The sequence below is a fragment of the Nonomuraea sp. NPDC051941 genome (genome assembly GCF_044593615.1).
Genome location: NZ_JBIUCF010000022.1, coordinates 119,752 through 134,313, shown reverse-complemented (window position 1 = coordinate 134,313; position 14,562 = coordinate 119,752). Strand labels below are relative to the sequence as shown.

Below are 14,562 nucleotides of genomic sequence, written 5' to 3'. Positions count from 1 at the left end.
CATGCGCGACTCCGATCCGCGCCACGAAGCCGCGACCCGGACCCTCGGGGACGAGCCCGTCGTCGTGGCGGCCCGGCGCACCCCCATCGGGACGGCCGGGCACGCGTTCAAGGGCGTGACGGTCGATCGGCTGGCCGCGCCCGTGATCGCCGCCGTGGCGCGCGAGCTGGCCGGGCGGCGGGTGGACGACGTGGTGCTGGGCAACTGCATGGGGCCCGGCGGGAACGTGGCCAGGGTGTCGGCCCTGGCGGCGGGCCTGGGGCACGAGGTGCCCGGCCTGACGGTGGACCGGCAGTGCGGCAGCGGGCTGGCCGCGATCCTGGTGGCCGGCCAGGCCGTCCGGGCGGGGGAGATGGACCTGGTGATCGCGGGAGGGGTGGAAAGCGCCTCGACCGCGCCGCTTCGTACCCATCGGGGTGCCACCGAGCCGTACCCCAGGGCGCCCTTCGCCCCGCACGGTCACCCCGACCCCGACATGGGGCCGGCCGCCGAGGCGCTGGCGGCGGCGCGCGGCGTCAGCCGGGCGCGCCAGGACGCCTACGCCTGCCGCAGCCACGCCAGGGCGCTGGCCGCCCGCGAGGCGGGCCGGTTCAAGGAGGAGATCGTCCCGATCGGCGGGCGCCGCGACGACCAGCGGCCCCGGCCGCTGCGGGCGGCGTCGCTGGCCCGGTTGCCCGCGGCCTTCGTGGCGGACGGTACAGTGACGGCCGGTAATTCCTCCCCGGTCAGCGACGGCGCCGCCGCCGTGGCCATCGTGCCCGAGCGGCTGCGCGCGGGGCTGCCGGGGATGCGGCTGGTGGCCGGGTCCGTCGTCGGGTGCGATCCCGAGCTGCCCGGGTGGGGTCCGGTGCCGGCGGTGCGGCGGGTGCTGGCGCGTGCGGGGGTGGAGTTGGAACAGGTCGCGGCGGTGGAGATCGTGGAGGCGTTCGCGGCGCAGGTGCTGGCCGTCACCGACGCGCTCGGGATCGACGCCCTGGACGACGATCGGGTGTGCGCCGACGGCGGTGCGTTGGCCCTGGGGCATCCCTGGGGCGCCACCGGCGCGGTCGTGGTGACCCGGCTGTTCGGCCGCCTCGTGCGCGGGGGAGCCCCGCCGGGGACGCTGGGCCTGGCGACGGCCGCGGTGGGTGGCGGGCTCGGCGTGGCCGCCCTGTTCGAGGTGGTCGGCACCGGCCGGGACGGAGCGCGGGCGTGATCGAGTTCGCCGACGTGCGCGTACGCCTCGGCGCCCGCGACGTCCTCAACGGCGTCACCGCGGCCCTGCCCGAGCGGCGGATCGGCGTGGTCGGCGCCAACGGGTCGGGCAAGAGCACCTTCGCCCGCCTGATCAACGGCCTGGCCCTGCCGACCTCGGGCAGCGTCACCGTGCTCGGCCTCGACACCCGCCGCCACGCCGCCAAGATCAGGCGGGGCGTCGGGTTCCTGTTCACCGACCCGGACGCGCAGATCGTGATGCCCACCGTGGCCGAAGACGTGGCCTTCTCCCTGCGCCGCAAGGGCCTGGCGCGCGAGGAGGTCGAGCGGCGCGTGCACGACGTGCTCACCCGGTACGGTCTGGCCGGGCACGCCGACCACCCCGCCCACCACCTGTCGGGAGGCCAGAAGCAGCTGCTCGCCCTGTGCTCCGTCATGGTGCTCGAACCGGACATCCTCGTCATGGACGAGCCGACCACACTGCTGGACCTGCGCCACTCCCGCCAGGTCGCCGACCTGCTGCGCGAGCTGCCGCAACAGGTGCTGGTGGTCAGCCACGACCTGCCGCTGCTGGCCGACTTCGACCGCGTCCTGGTGCTCGACCAGGGCCGCGTCGTCGCCGACGGCACCCCCGACGAGGCCATCACCCACTACCGGAAGATCATGTCGTGAACGGCCTCACCGGCGCCTACGTCCCCGGCTCCTCGCCGCTGCACCGGCTCCCGGCCGGCGCCAAGCTGGCCGGGCTGGCGCTGGCGTGCACGGGGCTGGTGCTGCTGAGCTCGCCGCTCGCGCTGGCAGGCGCGGCGGTCGTGGCGGCCGGTCTCTATGCGCTGTCCGGGGTCGGCATGGCGGCGGCGTGGGCGCAGGTCAGGCCGGTGCGGTGGTTCGCGGTGGGGCTGTTCGGGATGCAGTGGGTGCTCGTGGACCTGCCGGGGGCGGTGTCCACGACGCTGCGCGTGGTGCTCGCGGTCGCGCTGGCCGGGCTGATCACCCTCACCACCCGCACCTCGGCCATGATGTCGGCGCTGGAGCGCTGCCTGTCGCCGGCCAGGTTCGTGGGTCTGGACCCGTTCCGGCTGTCGTTGCTGCTGTCGCTGACGGTACGCAGCGTGCCCGTCGTGGCCGCGCTGGCCACCCGCGTCCGGGAGGCCCAGCGGGCCAGGGGCGTCGAACGCAGCTTCCGGGCCTTCGCCGTGCCGCTGGTGGTCGGCTCCCTCCGGCACGCCGACGCCCTCGGCGAGGCCCTGAGCGCCCGCGGCCTGGACGACTGAGCGCGGGCTTATCCCAGGTTTGACTTATATAAGCCGATCCTGAACAATCAGGTCGTGCACGCATTCGACGTCCTCGGCGATCCGGTCCGGCGGCGGATCCTGGAGCTGCTGGCCGCCGGTGAGCAGAGCTCCGGAGAGCTCACCGGCGTCATCCAGCGCGAGTTCGGCATCTCCCAACCGGCCGTCTCCCAGCACCTGCGGGTGCTGCGCGACAACGGCTTCGCCAGCGTACGAGCCCAGGGCACCCGGCGGCTCTACGCCGTCGAGCCGGGGCCGCTGCAGGAGGTCGATCTCTGGCTGGAGCGATTTCGGGGCTTCTGGACCCAACGACTGGACGCGCTGGCGACGGAGCTGGCCCGCGGCAAGCGCGAGCGCCGCATGAACGAAAAGGACACCTGATGGATATCGTGGACGAGCTGCTCAAGGCGCAGCGCGAGGTGAAGGACGGCGACGTCAAGAGCGTGGTGCTGCGACGGCACTACGACGCCGAGGTCGAGGACGTCTGGGACGCCTGCACCGACGCCGAACGCCTGTCCCGCTGGTTCCTGCCGGTGAGCGGGGACCTCCGGGTCGGGGGGACGTACCAGCTCCAGGGCAACGCGGGCGGGGAGATCCTGCGCTGCGAGCCGCCCAGCCTGCTGAAGGTCAGCTGGCTGTTCGGCGAGAACCCCGGCTTCTCCGAGGTCGAGGTGCGCCTGTCCGCCGAGGACGGCGGCACCCTGTTCGAGCTGCGCCACAGCGCCGAGGTGCCGCCGGAGTTCTGGGGGCGGTTCGGGCCGGGCGCGACCGGCGTGGGTTGGGACCTGTCGCTGCTGGGCCTGGCCCTGCACCTGTCGACCGGTGGGGACACAGGGGTCGACGAGGCCACGTTCCACGAGACCAGCGAGGGGCGGCGCTACATCACCGAGAGCAGCCGGGCCTGGGGCGAGGCCCACCTGGCCGCGGGCGGCGAGCCCGACGAGGTCGCCGCCGCCGTCGCCGCCACCACCGCCTTCTACGCCCCCGAACCGGAGCATTGATACGCGGCGGATACACGGCTGAGCACGCGCGGATACCCCGTCAATACAGATCGGCCGGGAGAGGGCTCCAAAGTGGCCACGGCGTCGCGAAGGGCGGCGTGAGTCACCGGGAAGGAGTCCCCGATGCGTGTGCTGATGTGCGGTCTGCTCGGTCTGGCGGTGCTGACCGGCTGCGGGGGAGACCCGGCCCCCGCGGCCGACGGCGGTGGCGGTGCCACGATGGACAAGGCCCGCGAGCGCGAGACCGTCATCGCCACCTGCATGAAGCAGAAGGGATTCACCTACACCCCCTCGGTCAGCCCGCCCAGGAAGTCCGCGGCGAACCCCGCTGACTACGCGGCGATGAAGGCCGAGCGCGGCAAGAACGGCTTCGGCGTCTTCTCCGCCGTCGTCTATCCGAAGCCGCCGGAGACACAGGCCCCGGACCCCAACCAGGCGACGATCGACGGCCTCTCCGGCGCCAGGCGGGACGCCTACCTCAAGACCCTGAACGAGTGCCGGGTCACCGCCCTCCGGCAGGTGAACGGCCTCAAAGCCACCTCGGTCGCCGACTACCAGGACCAGATGGCCACGGAGATCGAGAACATCGACAAGACTCTCGACGGCGACCCCAAGCTGCTGGAGCTCGCCGCGCCGTTCGCCGAGTGCCTGAAGTCCAAGGGCGAGCGGGTGACCTCCGAGAAGCCGGTCGCGCTGAGCGGCCGCGGCGTGGTGCTCTGGAGCGAGCAGGCCGACCGGCTCGGCAAGGCGGGCACCGTCACGGCGGAGGCCGCCAGGCCGTATCTCGCCAGGGAGATCAAGTCGGCGCTGGTCGACCTGGAGTGCGGCAAGGACTTCTACGCCGCCTTCATCCCCCTGCAGAAGCGGCTCACCAACGAGGCCAGGGTGAAGTACGGGTTCCAAGAGCGGTGATGCGCACCCCTCGCGGAAAGCTGCTGCTCGTGCTGGCCGTGGTCCTGGCGGTCGCGGGGACCGGCTGGGGAGTGGCCGCCCTGCTGCGCTCCCCGGCCGACGAGGCGGCGGCGCGCAAGCCGCCCAGACCGTCGCTGGTCACCGTCGCGGTCGAGCGGCGCAAGCTGGTCGCCACCGTCGTCGTCAGCGGCGCGCTGGAGTACGGCTCGCCTTATCCGGTGTCGCTGGCCGGGGTGGTGGGCGGCAGCGAAACCACTCAGCGCGCGACCCGCGCTCCCCGGCGGGGCACCCTGGCGGAGGGCGCGGTGATGATGGAGGTGAACGGGCGCCCGGTGTTCGTCTTCTCCGGCACGGTGCCGATGCACCGCAGCATCGTCTCCGGCGCCAAGGGGGCCGATGTCGAGCAGTTGCAGAAGGCGCTGCGCAGGCTCGGTCACCGCGCGCCCGCGACCGGCGTGTTCGACCGGGCGACCGTGGCCGCGGTGTCGCGCTTCTACGCCAAGAAGGGCTATGAGGCGCAGCAGCCCACCTTGGAGCTCCGGCAGAAGCGCGACGACCTGCGCCGGGCCGTAAGGACCGCCCAGGAAGTGCTCGCGACCGAGCGCATGGCCCTTGACCAGGGCAAGGACGTGCTCCCGCTGAAACTCAAGCTCGCCGGCGCCCGGCAGGATCTCAAGGAGGCCGAACAGGCGCTCGGGAACGCGCGGGCGCAGGACCGCACCACCGAGGACGAGGCCAAGGTCGAGGCCGCCGAGAGCGCCGTACGGGCGGCCGAGGAGAAGCTGCTGGCGGCCCAGCAGGAGCTCGCCCAGGCCACCGCGACGCCCACCCCTGCGCCCAGCCTCGGGCCCAGCCCCACGGTGGGTGCCACGGCCGGGCCGCCCGCCGACACCCGCCTGCTCGAACTCCGGGTCGCCAACGCCCGAGCGGATCTGGCCGCCGCCAGGTCGGCGCTGGAGCGCGTACTGAAGGAGGCCGGGATCACGCGGGCCGCGCGCCTGACCGAGCTGGGGAAGAACGTCCGGCTGGCGCGCGAGGCGGTCGCCACCGCCGAGCAGGCGCTCCGGCAGGCCAGGCAGCTCTCGCCCGTCAAGCTCAAGGTGGCCAACGCCCAGCGTGACCTGGCCGCCGCCCGGGCGCTGCTGGCCGAGTTCTCCCGCACCTACGGCGTCACCGTCCCGCCGGGAGAGGTCGTCTTCCTGCCCAGGCTGCCCGCCCGCCTGCACAAGCGGGCCGTCAAGGCGGGCGAACTGGTGGACAAGTCGGTCGCCACGGTGACCAGCGCCTCGTTCGTGGTCTCGGGCTCGGTGGACGTGGCCGAGGCCGAGCGGGTGAAACCCGGCCTGAACGCGAGCATCGAGACCGAGGCCGGCAAGACCGTCCCCGGCACGGTGACCTCCCTCGGCGGACGCGACGCGAAGGGCGCCGTGCCAGTGACGATCACCCCCACGTCGATGAAGGGCCTCAAGAAGCTCGCCGGCGCGCCCGTCACGGTTCGCGTGACCATCGGCGCCACCGACCGGGAGGTGCTCGTGGTCCCCGCCGCGGCGGTCGTCACCGCCGCCGACGGCCGGGCCCGGGTGCAGGTGGAGATCGCCCCCGACCGGACCAAGGAGGTCGAGGTACGCACCGGCCTGTCCGCCGACGGGGCCGTGGAGGTGACCGGCGAGCTCAAGCCGGGCGACCTGGTGGTGATCAACAGTGCCTGAGCCGGTCATCCTGCTCGACGGCCTGACCAAGGAGTTCCCCGCTGACCCTCCCGTCAGAGCGCTCTCCGCCGTCACCCTAAGAGTTGAAAAATCGGACTATGTCGCCATAGTTGGCCCTTCGGGGTCCGGAAAGTCCACGCTGCTCAACACGCTCGGCCTGCTCGACCGGCCGACCAGCGGCAGCTACCGGCTCGACGGCATCGAGACCACCACCCTGAAGGACGGCGCGCGGACCACCATCCGCGGCCGCCGGATCGGCTTCGTCTTCCAGTCCTTCCACCTGTTGCCGCACCGCAGCGTGCTGGAGAACGTCATGCTGGCCGAGGTCTACGGCGCGGCACCGCGCGCGGGGCGGCGGCAACGCGCGCTGCGGGCCCTGGAGCGGGTACGGCTGTCGCACCGGGTGGACTTCCTGCCCGGCAGGCTGTCCGGCGGTGAGCGGCAGCGCGCCGCCATCGCCCGCGCCCTCATGGGCGAACCGTCGCTGCTGCTGTGCGACGAACCCACCGGCAATCTCGACAGCAGGAACACCGACGCCGTGCTCGACCTGTTCGACGAGCTGCGCGCCCAGGGGATGACCATCGTGGTCATCACTCACGAGACCGACGTGAGCGATCGGGCCGCGCGCCGGGTGCGCATCACCGACGGCGTCCTCACGGAGGAGTAGACGTGCACCCTCGCGACCTGCTGAACGAGGCCGTGGCGGGGCTGCTGGCCCGCCCGGTGCGCTCGGCGCTGACGACGCTGGGCACTGTGCTGGGTATCACGACGCTCGTGGTCACCCTGGGCGTCGCCGCGACGGCGGGCAACCAGATCGTCGGCCGCTTCGACGAGCTCACCGCCACCTCCGTCACGGTCGAGGTCCCGGAGAGCCCGTTCCCGCTGGTCGACTGGGCCGACATCGGCCGGGTGACCCGGCTGCGCGGGGTGGTCTCCGCCGCCGCCCTCGCCGAGTCGAAGCAGAGCGCCAACCTCAGCGTCCGCTCCAACGACATCGTGGACCCCACCCGGGTCACCGACCAGACCCTGACCGTGGTCTCCAGCAGCCCTGACCTGCCCGCCGCGGTCAAAGGCAGGATGATCGAGGGCCGCTACTTCGATGCCGGGCACATCGCCCGCGGGGACAAGGTCGTCGTGCTGGGCCGGCACGCGGCCGAGCTGCTGGGCATCACCCGGCTGAGCCGGGCTCCGGCCGTCTTCATCGGCACGCAGGCGTACACCGTCATCGGCGTCCTCGGCGACCTGCGACGCGAGAAGAGCCTCGCGAGCGCGGTCATGTTGCCGCCGTCGGTCGGCAGGCGCTACGGCCTGAGCACCGTGACCCGAGTCCTGATCAACACCGGCCTCGGCGCCGCGGAACTGATCGCCAGGCAGGCCCCGGCCGCGCTCAGCCCCGGCAACGAGGCCCTTCTCCAGGTCGGCTCGCCGCCCAGCCCCACCAGGGCCCGCGATGCGGTGGAAGGCGACGTCGACGCCCTCTTCCTGACCCTCGGGCTGGTCTCCCTGGTGGTCGGCGCGGTCGGCATCGCCAACGTCACGCTGGTGACCGTGATGGAGCGCGTCGCCGAGATCGGCCTGCGCCGCGCCCTCGGCGCCGCCCGCCGCCACATCGCCGCGCAGTTCCTGCTGGAGTCCACCCTCACCGGCCTGACCGGCGGAGTCATCGGCGCTTCCGGAGGGATCGTCGCGATCGTCGCGGTCTGCGCCGTCAAGCAGTGGACGCCGGTCATGGACGTACGGCTGGCCCTCATGGCGCCTGCCGCCGGTGCCGTCGTCGGGCTGCTCGCGGGCCTCTACCCGGCCCTGCGCGCCGCTCGCATGGAACCGGTCAACGCACTTCGCTAGATATGGTGCCCTTTCATGACATCCCTGCTGCTCGTCGAAGATGACGCGGTGATCCGTGAGTCCCTCGGCCTGGCCCTGGAACGCTACGGCTACCGGATGACCACCGTCGCCGACGGGCTGAGCGGCCTGGAGGCGGCCCGGTCGGGCGGCCACGACCTCCTGCTGCTGGATGTGATGCTGCCCGGCCTGGACGGCATCGGCCTGTGCCGCAGGGTCAGGGAGTCCAGCCAGGTGCCGATCCTGATGATGTCGGCGCGCGGCGACTCGCTGGACGTGGTGTCGGGCCTGGAGGCCGGTGCCGACGACTATGTGGTCAAACCGGTCGACATCCCGGTGCTGGTGGCCCGGATCAGGTCACTGCTGCGCCGTACCACTGCTCCTGCCCCTTCATCGGGCGTACTGACGTTCGGGGAGCTGACGGTGGACCCGGCCGCGCTGGAGGTACGGCTCGGCGGGCGGCTGGTCGAACTGGCGCCGACCGAGCTGCGCCTGCTGCTGGAGTTCGCCGCCAATCCGGGGATCGTGCTGGAGCGCGCCACGCTGCTGCGTAACGTGTGGGACTACGGCTGGGACGGCGACAGCCGCGTGGTCGACCTCTGCGTGCAGCGGCTGCGCAGGAAGATCGGCACGGACCGGATCGAGACGGTGCGCGGGTTCGGCTACAAGCTGCGCAGGTCGTGATGCTGGGCTCGCTGCGCTGGAAGCTGGCGGCACTGATCACGCTGGCCTGCTGCGCGATCGTGACCGTGGTCGGGATCCTGGTCCACCGCACGACGCTCGAGCGCACGATGCGGCTGGGCGAGGAGCGGGCGCTGGTGTCGGCCGCGGAGGTCGCCGACAAGCACCGCAGGGACGCTCCTCCCGAGGAGGGACTGGTCCCGTACACCGAGTCGATCATGAGTGTGGACGAGCTGCCCCCGCCCCTGCGCGCGCGGCTGGCCGTCGAGTCGCCCGCCACCTGGTACGACGACCTGCGGGCCGAAGAGCGGTGGATGTGGGCGGCACAGCCGGTGGGCGATGGGCTCGTGGCCGCCCCGAAGATCGACATGACCTCGGACATGCGCGGGCTGAGTGCCCTCGACCGAGCCATGGTCCGAGCCGCCCTGACCGCGCTCGCCGTGGTGCTGCCGCTCTCGATGGGCATTGCCGAGCTGGCCAACCGGCGCCTGCGCCGGGTCGCCGCCACCGCCCGCAGGATCGCGGACGGCGACCTGGACGCCCGCGTCGCCGCGCACCGCCGGGGCCTCTCCCGGTGGGGCGGGCGCGACGAGATCGCCGGCATCTCCGCCGCCGTGGACTCCATGGCGGCGAGCCTGCAGCACCGGTTGCTGGCCGAGCAGCGCTTCACCGCCGATGTCGCCCACGACCTGCGGACCCCGCTGATGGGCCTGGTCGCCGCGGTCGAGCTGCTGGAGGAGAGCGAGGCCACCGATCTGGTACGCGACCGGGTCCGGGTGCTGCGCTCGCTGGTGGAGGACCTGCTGGAGGTCTCCAGGCTGGACACGGGCGCCGAGGTCGCCGAGCGCGTACGGGTGCCGCTGGCCGAGGTGGCGGAGGAGTCCGCGGCCCGGGTGGGGGTCGAGACGCGCGTGACGGCCTCGGGTCATCCGGTGGCCGAGACCGACCCGCGCCGCCTGGACCGGATCCTCGCCAACCTCGTCCTCAACGCCCACCGCCACGGTGCGCCCCCGGTGGAGATCACGGTCCGGGACCACGTGATCGAGGTCCGCGACCGGGGGCCGGGCTTCCCGCCTGAGCTCCTCGCCGACGGCCCGAGCCGCTTCCGCACGGGCGCCGCCGAACGCGGCCGCGGCCACGGGCTCGGGCTGACGATCGCGCTGGGCCAGGCCCAGGTCATCGGCGCCGACCTGACCCTGGCCAACGCCCCCGACGGCGGCGCCGTCGCCACCCTCCGCCTCCCGCTGGGCCACGGCTAGCTCGTCGGGCTTGCGCTCTGGGCGCGAGGTGGCATCCAAGCCTGGCTCAGCCGTTGGTGACCCAGTCCATGTGTTCGATCCAGTGGGCGAGCAGCGCCCGATCCCCCTGCAATTCCAGCGTGGGAGCCGCATCCAGTGGGCGACGCCTGCTGATCACGAGCAGGAGCTCGGCGGCTGGGCCGCTTACCACGACGTCCGCCTTGGTGTGCGTGCGCTCCAGCACGACCATGTCCGCTTCCCGGCGTGCCACCCACTCCCCAGGCGCGTCGGTTGCGTGGAAGTGCAGAGTCTGACCGCCCCCGCGCATCGCATCGGCGAAGCCCGCCCTGTTCTCCCAATAGCCGCGGGACGCCATCGTGTCCAGCCAGTCCTCGATGGCCGCGACGGCGAGCTCCGGAGCCAACTCGTACGGCATGCCGAGCGCCGCAGCCGCGTCCGCTCGATGCACGCAAGCCTCGCCGAGCAGCCGACGTGACCAGAACGGCACGCCTGCGGCGCCGCCCGACGGATCCCACACCGGCGTGTCATCGGCGACCGATGCGAACGCCTGTCTCGCCTCGGCCGCGCCGTCGTTCAGCCAGGCGCGCCACTGGCCCGAATCGGTCGGACCCGGAACGTAGCCGGCGAACGCCCTGCTCGGCTCGGTCATCTGCTCACCCACGAGCATGGCCACCATTCGCTGTACCCCGCCGACATGGTCGACAAGATCGGCCAGCGTCCATTTCGGACAGGTCGGCACCGGGGCCGCCGCATCCCTGCCGTGCACCCAATCGGCAAACGTGCTCGTCTGCTCGACAACGGCCTTCACATACGCAGGTGTGTCCATCGCTGCACCTCCAAGTGCTTTGTGATCTTCCCGAAGTTCGGGGGCCAGGTCACTCGATGCCGGCCGCCGGTCGGTGTCGATGATCAGGGGCGAAACACCGCACTGATTGTGGCTTGCGGAAACGCGCCTGACCAGGTCAGTGACCGGACATTCTCCGGACTTCGGCGGCGATCAAGGCAGCGGCGGTGTGCCGCAAGCGGACCTGACCGGGGCCTCCTGGGATTCGGACACGCGAGCCAGCCCTCTGCGTGCCTGCCTGATCGCCGACCATCATCAGGCGGTGGCCGTGCTGGACGTTGTCACCAGGCGGTAGCCGAGGTCGAGGGTGTCGGCGTCGAGGAGAGCCCGGTGGCGTTCGTGCCAGCGCCCGGTCGCGAGGTCGGCGGCGAGGCGCCGCATCGCATCCTCGACCCGCTCCTGGTCGAGGGTCGCCAGCGCGGAGATGGCGGCGCGGACCTGCGGGTCGAGGTAGCAGTGCGGGCGTCGCCAGTACGCGCCCAGGAACCCGTCGGTGCAGTCGGCCGGCACCGGGACCGGGACGACGGTCACCGGCGTTCCGTCACGCCGGAGGTGGGTCTCGACGACCTCCAGGGCGGCAAGCCGGGCGTCGGCTTCGGCGATCTCCGGGAGATACTCCGCGACCAGCCAGAATCGTGCCGTGACGGCGGGATCCCAGGTGAGGACGACCTGCCGGGCGGATACCCGGCGCAGCTCGGTGAGGCCCGCGGCCGCGTCGGTCCAGTGGTGGACGGTGAGGATCGCCATCGCGGCGTCGAACGACCGGTCGGGGAAGGGCAGGGACTCGGCATAGCCCTGGACGACCGTCGCGGAGCCGGGAGGACGCTGCTCGATCATCACCGTGGACGGCTCCACGGCGGTGACCTGCCGGCCGCGCGGTTCGTAGGAGCCGGTCCCGGCGCCCACGTTGACCACCGTCCGGGCGGGCCCCAGGGCCTGGTCGATCAGGCCGGCGATCCGGGGGTCGGGGCGGCGGTGGTGGGAGTAGCCGAGCCCGATCGACTCGTACGGATTGCCGGTCACAGGTGCTTCCCGAGGTCGGACACGTCCAGCAGGGGCAGGCCCCAGCGCAGGGCGGCGATCTCCAGGTCGGCGGCGTCGGCCATGGTGCCGTCGGGGTTCATGACCTCGCAGCACACCCCGACGGGCGGCAGCCCGGCCGCCACGCACATGGCCACGGTGGCCTCGGTGTGTCCGGCGCGTTCGGCCAGCCCTCCGGGGCGGGCAGCGAGCGGGAAGACGTGTCCCGGCCGCAGGAAGTCGGCCGGCCTGGCGTCCGGATGGGCCAGGCGGCGCACGGTCGCGGCGCGTTCGGCGGCCGACACCCCGGTGCCGGTCCCGGAGGTCAGGTCCACGGGGATGTGCGGGCGGGTGCCGTGCCGGTCGCCGGGGCCGGGGACGGGGCCGATCTCCAGCCGGTCGAGGACCTCGGGCGCGCAGGGCACGGTCGGATGGCCGCACACCTGGGTGAGCAGGAACGTGAACGCCTCCGGGCGCAGCCGGGCCCCCGCGAACACCACGTCGCCTTCGCTCTCCCGCTCGGGGTCCCAGATCACCACGGCTCCTCCGGCGGCGAGCTGCGTGAGCGCCTGCTGCACGCCGCGCGCGCCCGAGAGCCGTCCGGCCCAGGGAAGCGCCGCGACCACCTCGGTCACCGACTTCGCCAGGTCGGGCAGGCGGCGGCGGGCCAGGCGGACGACCAGGTCGGGCTCCAGGTTCACCCGATCGCCGACGGACAGCTCCGACAGCGTGGTGGCCCGCAGCGTCAGCGGGATCAGCGCCACCGAGAACCGGTCGCGGGCCACCTCGGCGACGGTCAGGCTGACGCCGTCGACCGCGATCTGACCCTTCGCGACGACCAGCGAGAGGAAGCGCTCGGGCGGTTTGATCCACAAGCGCCGTGCGACCCCCTCGTCATCGATCCGCACGATCTTGCCCACGGCGTCCACGTTGCCCTGGACCAGGTGACCGGCGAGCGGGTCGCCCAGCGTCAACGGGGTCTCCACGTTGACCCGCGTGCCCGGCCTGATCTGGTCGAGGGTCGATCTGCGCCGCGTCTCCGCCGACAGCCCGGCCTCCAGCGGTTGCGTCTCGTGCGCGGTCCGGAGGACGGTCAGGCCCACGCCGTTCAGGCAGATCGAACCCGGCGCGCCGACGGCGGCCCCGGGGGCACTGACCGCGATGCGCGCCTCGTCGACGGCCACCACCGTGCCGATTTCCTGGATATTTCCGGTGAACATGCGACACCACCTCTCGACAGCGGGAACCAGGGGCCGGACAGGCCCGAGAGGTGGCGGGGTGTCACCGCGTGGCCCGGAGTCGCACCGAGTCGTCCCGCCGGAACCGGCAGAACCGGCGGGCTGTCACCGCCGCACCTTGGAATCGCACCAATCAACCTTTTATCACCCGGCGGCCCGGGAGATCAAAGCGTCTGGCCCAGAGAGATCCCGGCCAGCTTGATCAGGAACCGGTCGATCTGCGCCTCCAGTGGCGGCCAGGGCAGGTCGGGCTGGTTGACCCGCATCGACACGGCCCCGTGCACCGCCGCCCGGAGGTCGAGCGAGACCTCCGCGGCGTCGCCGGGGGCGGCGAGCCCGGCGTCCATGCAGCGCCGCACCGCGTCCGTGGTGCGCTCGCCCAGCTCCTGCTTGAACTCCATGCTGGCCCGCTGGTTGAGCGTGCTCTCGTGGAGGACCTTGTACAGGCCTGGGTGCCGGCGTACCCAGTCGCCCAGGTAGAGCAGCCGGGCGCGTAGCCGCGCCACCGGGTCGGCGGCGGTCTCGGCCTGGTCGAGGACGCGTACGAGGTCGCGGTGGCACTGCTCCAGAGCGGCCAGGACGAGGGCGTCGCGGTCGGCGAAGTGGATGTAGACGGAGGTGGCGGCGATGCCGACCTCACGCGCGACCGCGCGCATCGACAGGGCCTGGTCGTCGGCGAGCTCGTCGAGCAGCCGTACGGCGGCCGTGACGATGTCCTCGCGCAGCCGCTCGCCCTGACCTCGGGGGTTGCGGCCCCGGGAGCGGGGGTTGGTCGCGTTCATGGGAGCCATTGTAACGAGACGGGCGTTGCACTACAGTCGTAGCGCTACAGCCGTACAGTTATCGAGGAGTATCGATGAAAGTCCACGCCAAGACGCTCGACCCGGTGTTCGCGGAGATGAGCGAGGCCACCGACCGCATGATCTGGGAGGAGATCGCCGAGCTGTCCATGCGGGAGAAAATCCTGCTGTCCCTGGTCGGCGACGTCTGCCAGCAGACCCTCGGGCTGCCCTTCGAGGCGCACGTGGCGATGGCGTACGAGAACGGGCTGTCCGCCGACGACCTGCGCGAACTCCTGCGCTTCATCGCCTACGACAGCGGCTACCCGGCGGCCCTGTCGGCGCTGGCCCGCCTGGTCGACATCGAACGCGGGCAGGGCCTGCCCGGCCCCGCGGGCGACGGGCACCCGATCGACGCCGACGGGCTGACCAGCCCGATCCCCGCGCCGACCCGGCAGGCCGTACGCAATCTCGACCCCGCCTTCGCCGACTACATGGACCTGCAGTCGCGCATGCGCGCGGGGATGCGGCGACTGACCGTTCGCGAGCGCGCGTTCGCGACCATGACCGTCGACGTGCTCTTCCAGACGCTGGAGGAGAGCTTCCGCGTCCACGTGACGCGGGCCCTGAAGGCGGGTGCCACGCCGGAGGAGGCGCGTGCCGTGGTGCGCTTCTCCGCCCAGTTCGGCCTGACGAAGGCGTGGCGCGGCATGCGGGCGCTGAATGCCCTGTTCACGGAGGCGGGCACGGTCTTCGCCTGATCCGTCCCCGCGAGGTAGGGTGAGTGAATA

At 72.5% G+C, this 14,562-nt stretch carries 16 protein-coding genes; 12 read left to right on the top strand and 4 right to left on the bottom strand.

Annotated elements, in window-relative coordinates:
• Position 1 precedes the first annotated feature (1 nt).
• The 11 genes from ACIHFD_RS33480 (at position 2) to ACIHFD_RS33430 (ending at position 9,890) form a co-directional block, all read left to right on the top strand.
• A complete protein-coding gene (locus tag ACIHFD_RS33480; RefSeq protein WP_397370302.1) occupies positions 2–1,195 on the top strand; it encodes a thiolase family protein in 1,194 nt (397 codons plus the stop codon).
• Entirely contained in the window at positions 1,192–1,866 is a 675-nt protein-coding gene (locus ACIHFD_RS33475; protein WP_397370301.1) for an energy-coupling factor ABC transporter ATP-binding protein, read from the top strand. Before ACIHFD_RS33480 ends, ACIHFD_RS33475 begins: the two co-directional genes overlap by 4 nt.
• A complete protein-coding gene (locus tag ACIHFD_RS33470) occupies positions 1,863–2,468 on the top strand; it encodes an energy-coupling factor transporter transmembrane component T family protein (RefSeq protein WP_397370300.1) in 606 nt (201 codons plus the stop codon). Before ACIHFD_RS33475 ends, ACIHFD_RS33470 begins: the two co-directional genes overlap by 4 nt.
• Positions 2,469–2,522: 54 nt before the next feature.
• The gene (locus tag ACIHFD_RS33465) at positions 2,523–2,867 is read left to right on the top strand and encodes a helix-turn-helix transcriptional regulator (RefSeq protein ID WP_192784068.1); all 345 of its coding nucleotides are present in this window, start codon (positions 2,523–2,525) and stop codon (positions 2,865–2,867) included.
• A complete protein-coding gene (locus ACIHFD_RS33460) occupies positions 2,867–3,487 on the top strand; it encodes an SRPBCC family protein (RefSeq protein WP_397370299.1) in 621 nt (206 codons plus the stop codon). The genes ACIHFD_RS33465 and ACIHFD_RS33460 overlap by 1 nt, the downstream gene beginning before the upstream one ends.
• Before the next feature lie 123 nt (positions 3,488–3,610).
• Entirely contained in the window at positions 3,611–4,399 is a 789-nt protein-coding gene (locus ACIHFD_RS33455) for a hypothetical protein (RefSeq protein ID WP_397370298.1), read from the top strand.
• Entirely contained in the window at positions 4,399–6,108 is a 1,710-nt protein-coding gene (locus ACIHFD_RS33450; RefSeq protein WP_397370297.1) for a peptidoglycan-binding protein, read from the top strand. The genes ACIHFD_RS33455 and ACIHFD_RS33450 overlap by 1 nt, the downstream gene beginning before the upstream one ends.
• Positions 6,101–6,775: an ABC transporter ATP-binding protein gene (locus ACIHFD_RS33445; RefSeq protein ID WP_397370295.1), complete on the top strand. Its 675-nt coding sequence runs from the start codon at positions 6,101–6,103 to the stop codon at positions 6,773–6,775. Before ACIHFD_RS33450 ends, ACIHFD_RS33445 begins: the two co-directional genes overlap by 8 nt.
• A 2-nt stretch (positions 6,776–6,777) precedes the next feature.
• Complete coding sequence (locus ACIHFD_RS33440; protein WP_397370294.1) at positions 6,778–7,953, top strand: ABC transporter permease; 1,176 nt, start codon at positions 6,778–6,780, stop codon at positions 7,951–7,953.
• Between the two features lie 15 nt (positions 7,954–7,968).
• A complete protein-coding gene (cseB, locus tag ACIHFD_RS33435; protein WP_397370293.1) occupies positions 7,969–8,634 on the top strand; it encodes a two-component system response regulator CseB in 666 nt (221 codons plus the stop codon).
• The gene (locus tag ACIHFD_RS33430) at positions 8,634–9,890 is read left to right on the top strand and encodes a sensor histidine kinase (RefSeq protein ID WP_397370369.1); all 1,257 of its coding nucleotides are present in this window, start codon (positions 8,634–8,636) and stop codon (positions 9,888–9,890) included. Before cseB ends, ACIHFD_RS33430 begins: the two co-directional genes overlap by 1 nt.
• Before the next feature lie 46 nt (positions 9,891–9,936).
• On the opposite strand, the gene ACIHFD_RS33425 is transcribed toward ACIHFD_RS33430, so the two are convergent.
• From ACIHFD_RS33425 to ACIHFD_RS33410, 4 genes are all read right to left on the bottom strand, one after another.
• The gene (locus ACIHFD_RS33425; protein ID WP_397370292.1) at positions 9,937–10,716 is read right to left on the bottom strand and encodes a maleylpyruvate isomerase family mycothiol-dependent enzyme; all 780 of its coding nucleotides are present in this window, start codon (positions 10,714–10,716) and stop codon (positions 9,937–9,939) included.
• A gap of 273 nt (positions 10,717–10,989) precedes the next feature.
• A complete protein-coding gene (locus ACIHFD_RS33420; RefSeq protein WP_397370291.1) occupies positions 10,990–11,757 on the bottom strand; it encodes a class I SAM-dependent methyltransferase in 768 nt (255 codons plus the stop codon).
• Positions 11,754–12,974, bottom strand: a complete 1,221-nt coding sequence (locus ACIHFD_RS33415; protein WP_397370290.1) for a riboflavin synthase — start codon at positions 12,972–12,974, stop codon at positions 11,754–11,756. Before ACIHFD_RS33415 ends, ACIHFD_RS33420 begins: the two co-directional genes overlap by 4 nt.
• Before the next feature lie 182 nt (positions 12,975–13,156).
• Positions 13,157–13,774, bottom strand: coding sequence for a TetR/AcrR family transcriptional regulator (locus tag ACIHFD_RS33410; RefSeq protein WP_397370289.1), 618 nt, complete (start codon positions 13,772–13,774; stop codon positions 13,157–13,159).
• Between the two features lie 74 nt (positions 13,775–13,848).
• On the opposite strand from ACIHFD_RS33410, the gene ACIHFD_RS33405 reads away from it, so the two are divergent.
• Positions 13,849–14,532 (top strand): carboxymuconolactone decarboxylase family protein, encoded by a 684-nt coding sequence (locus ACIHFD_RS33405; protein ID WP_397370288.1) that lies wholly within the window; start codon positions 13,849–13,851, stop codon positions 14,530–14,532.
• Positions 14,533–14,562 lie beyond the last annotated feature (30 nt).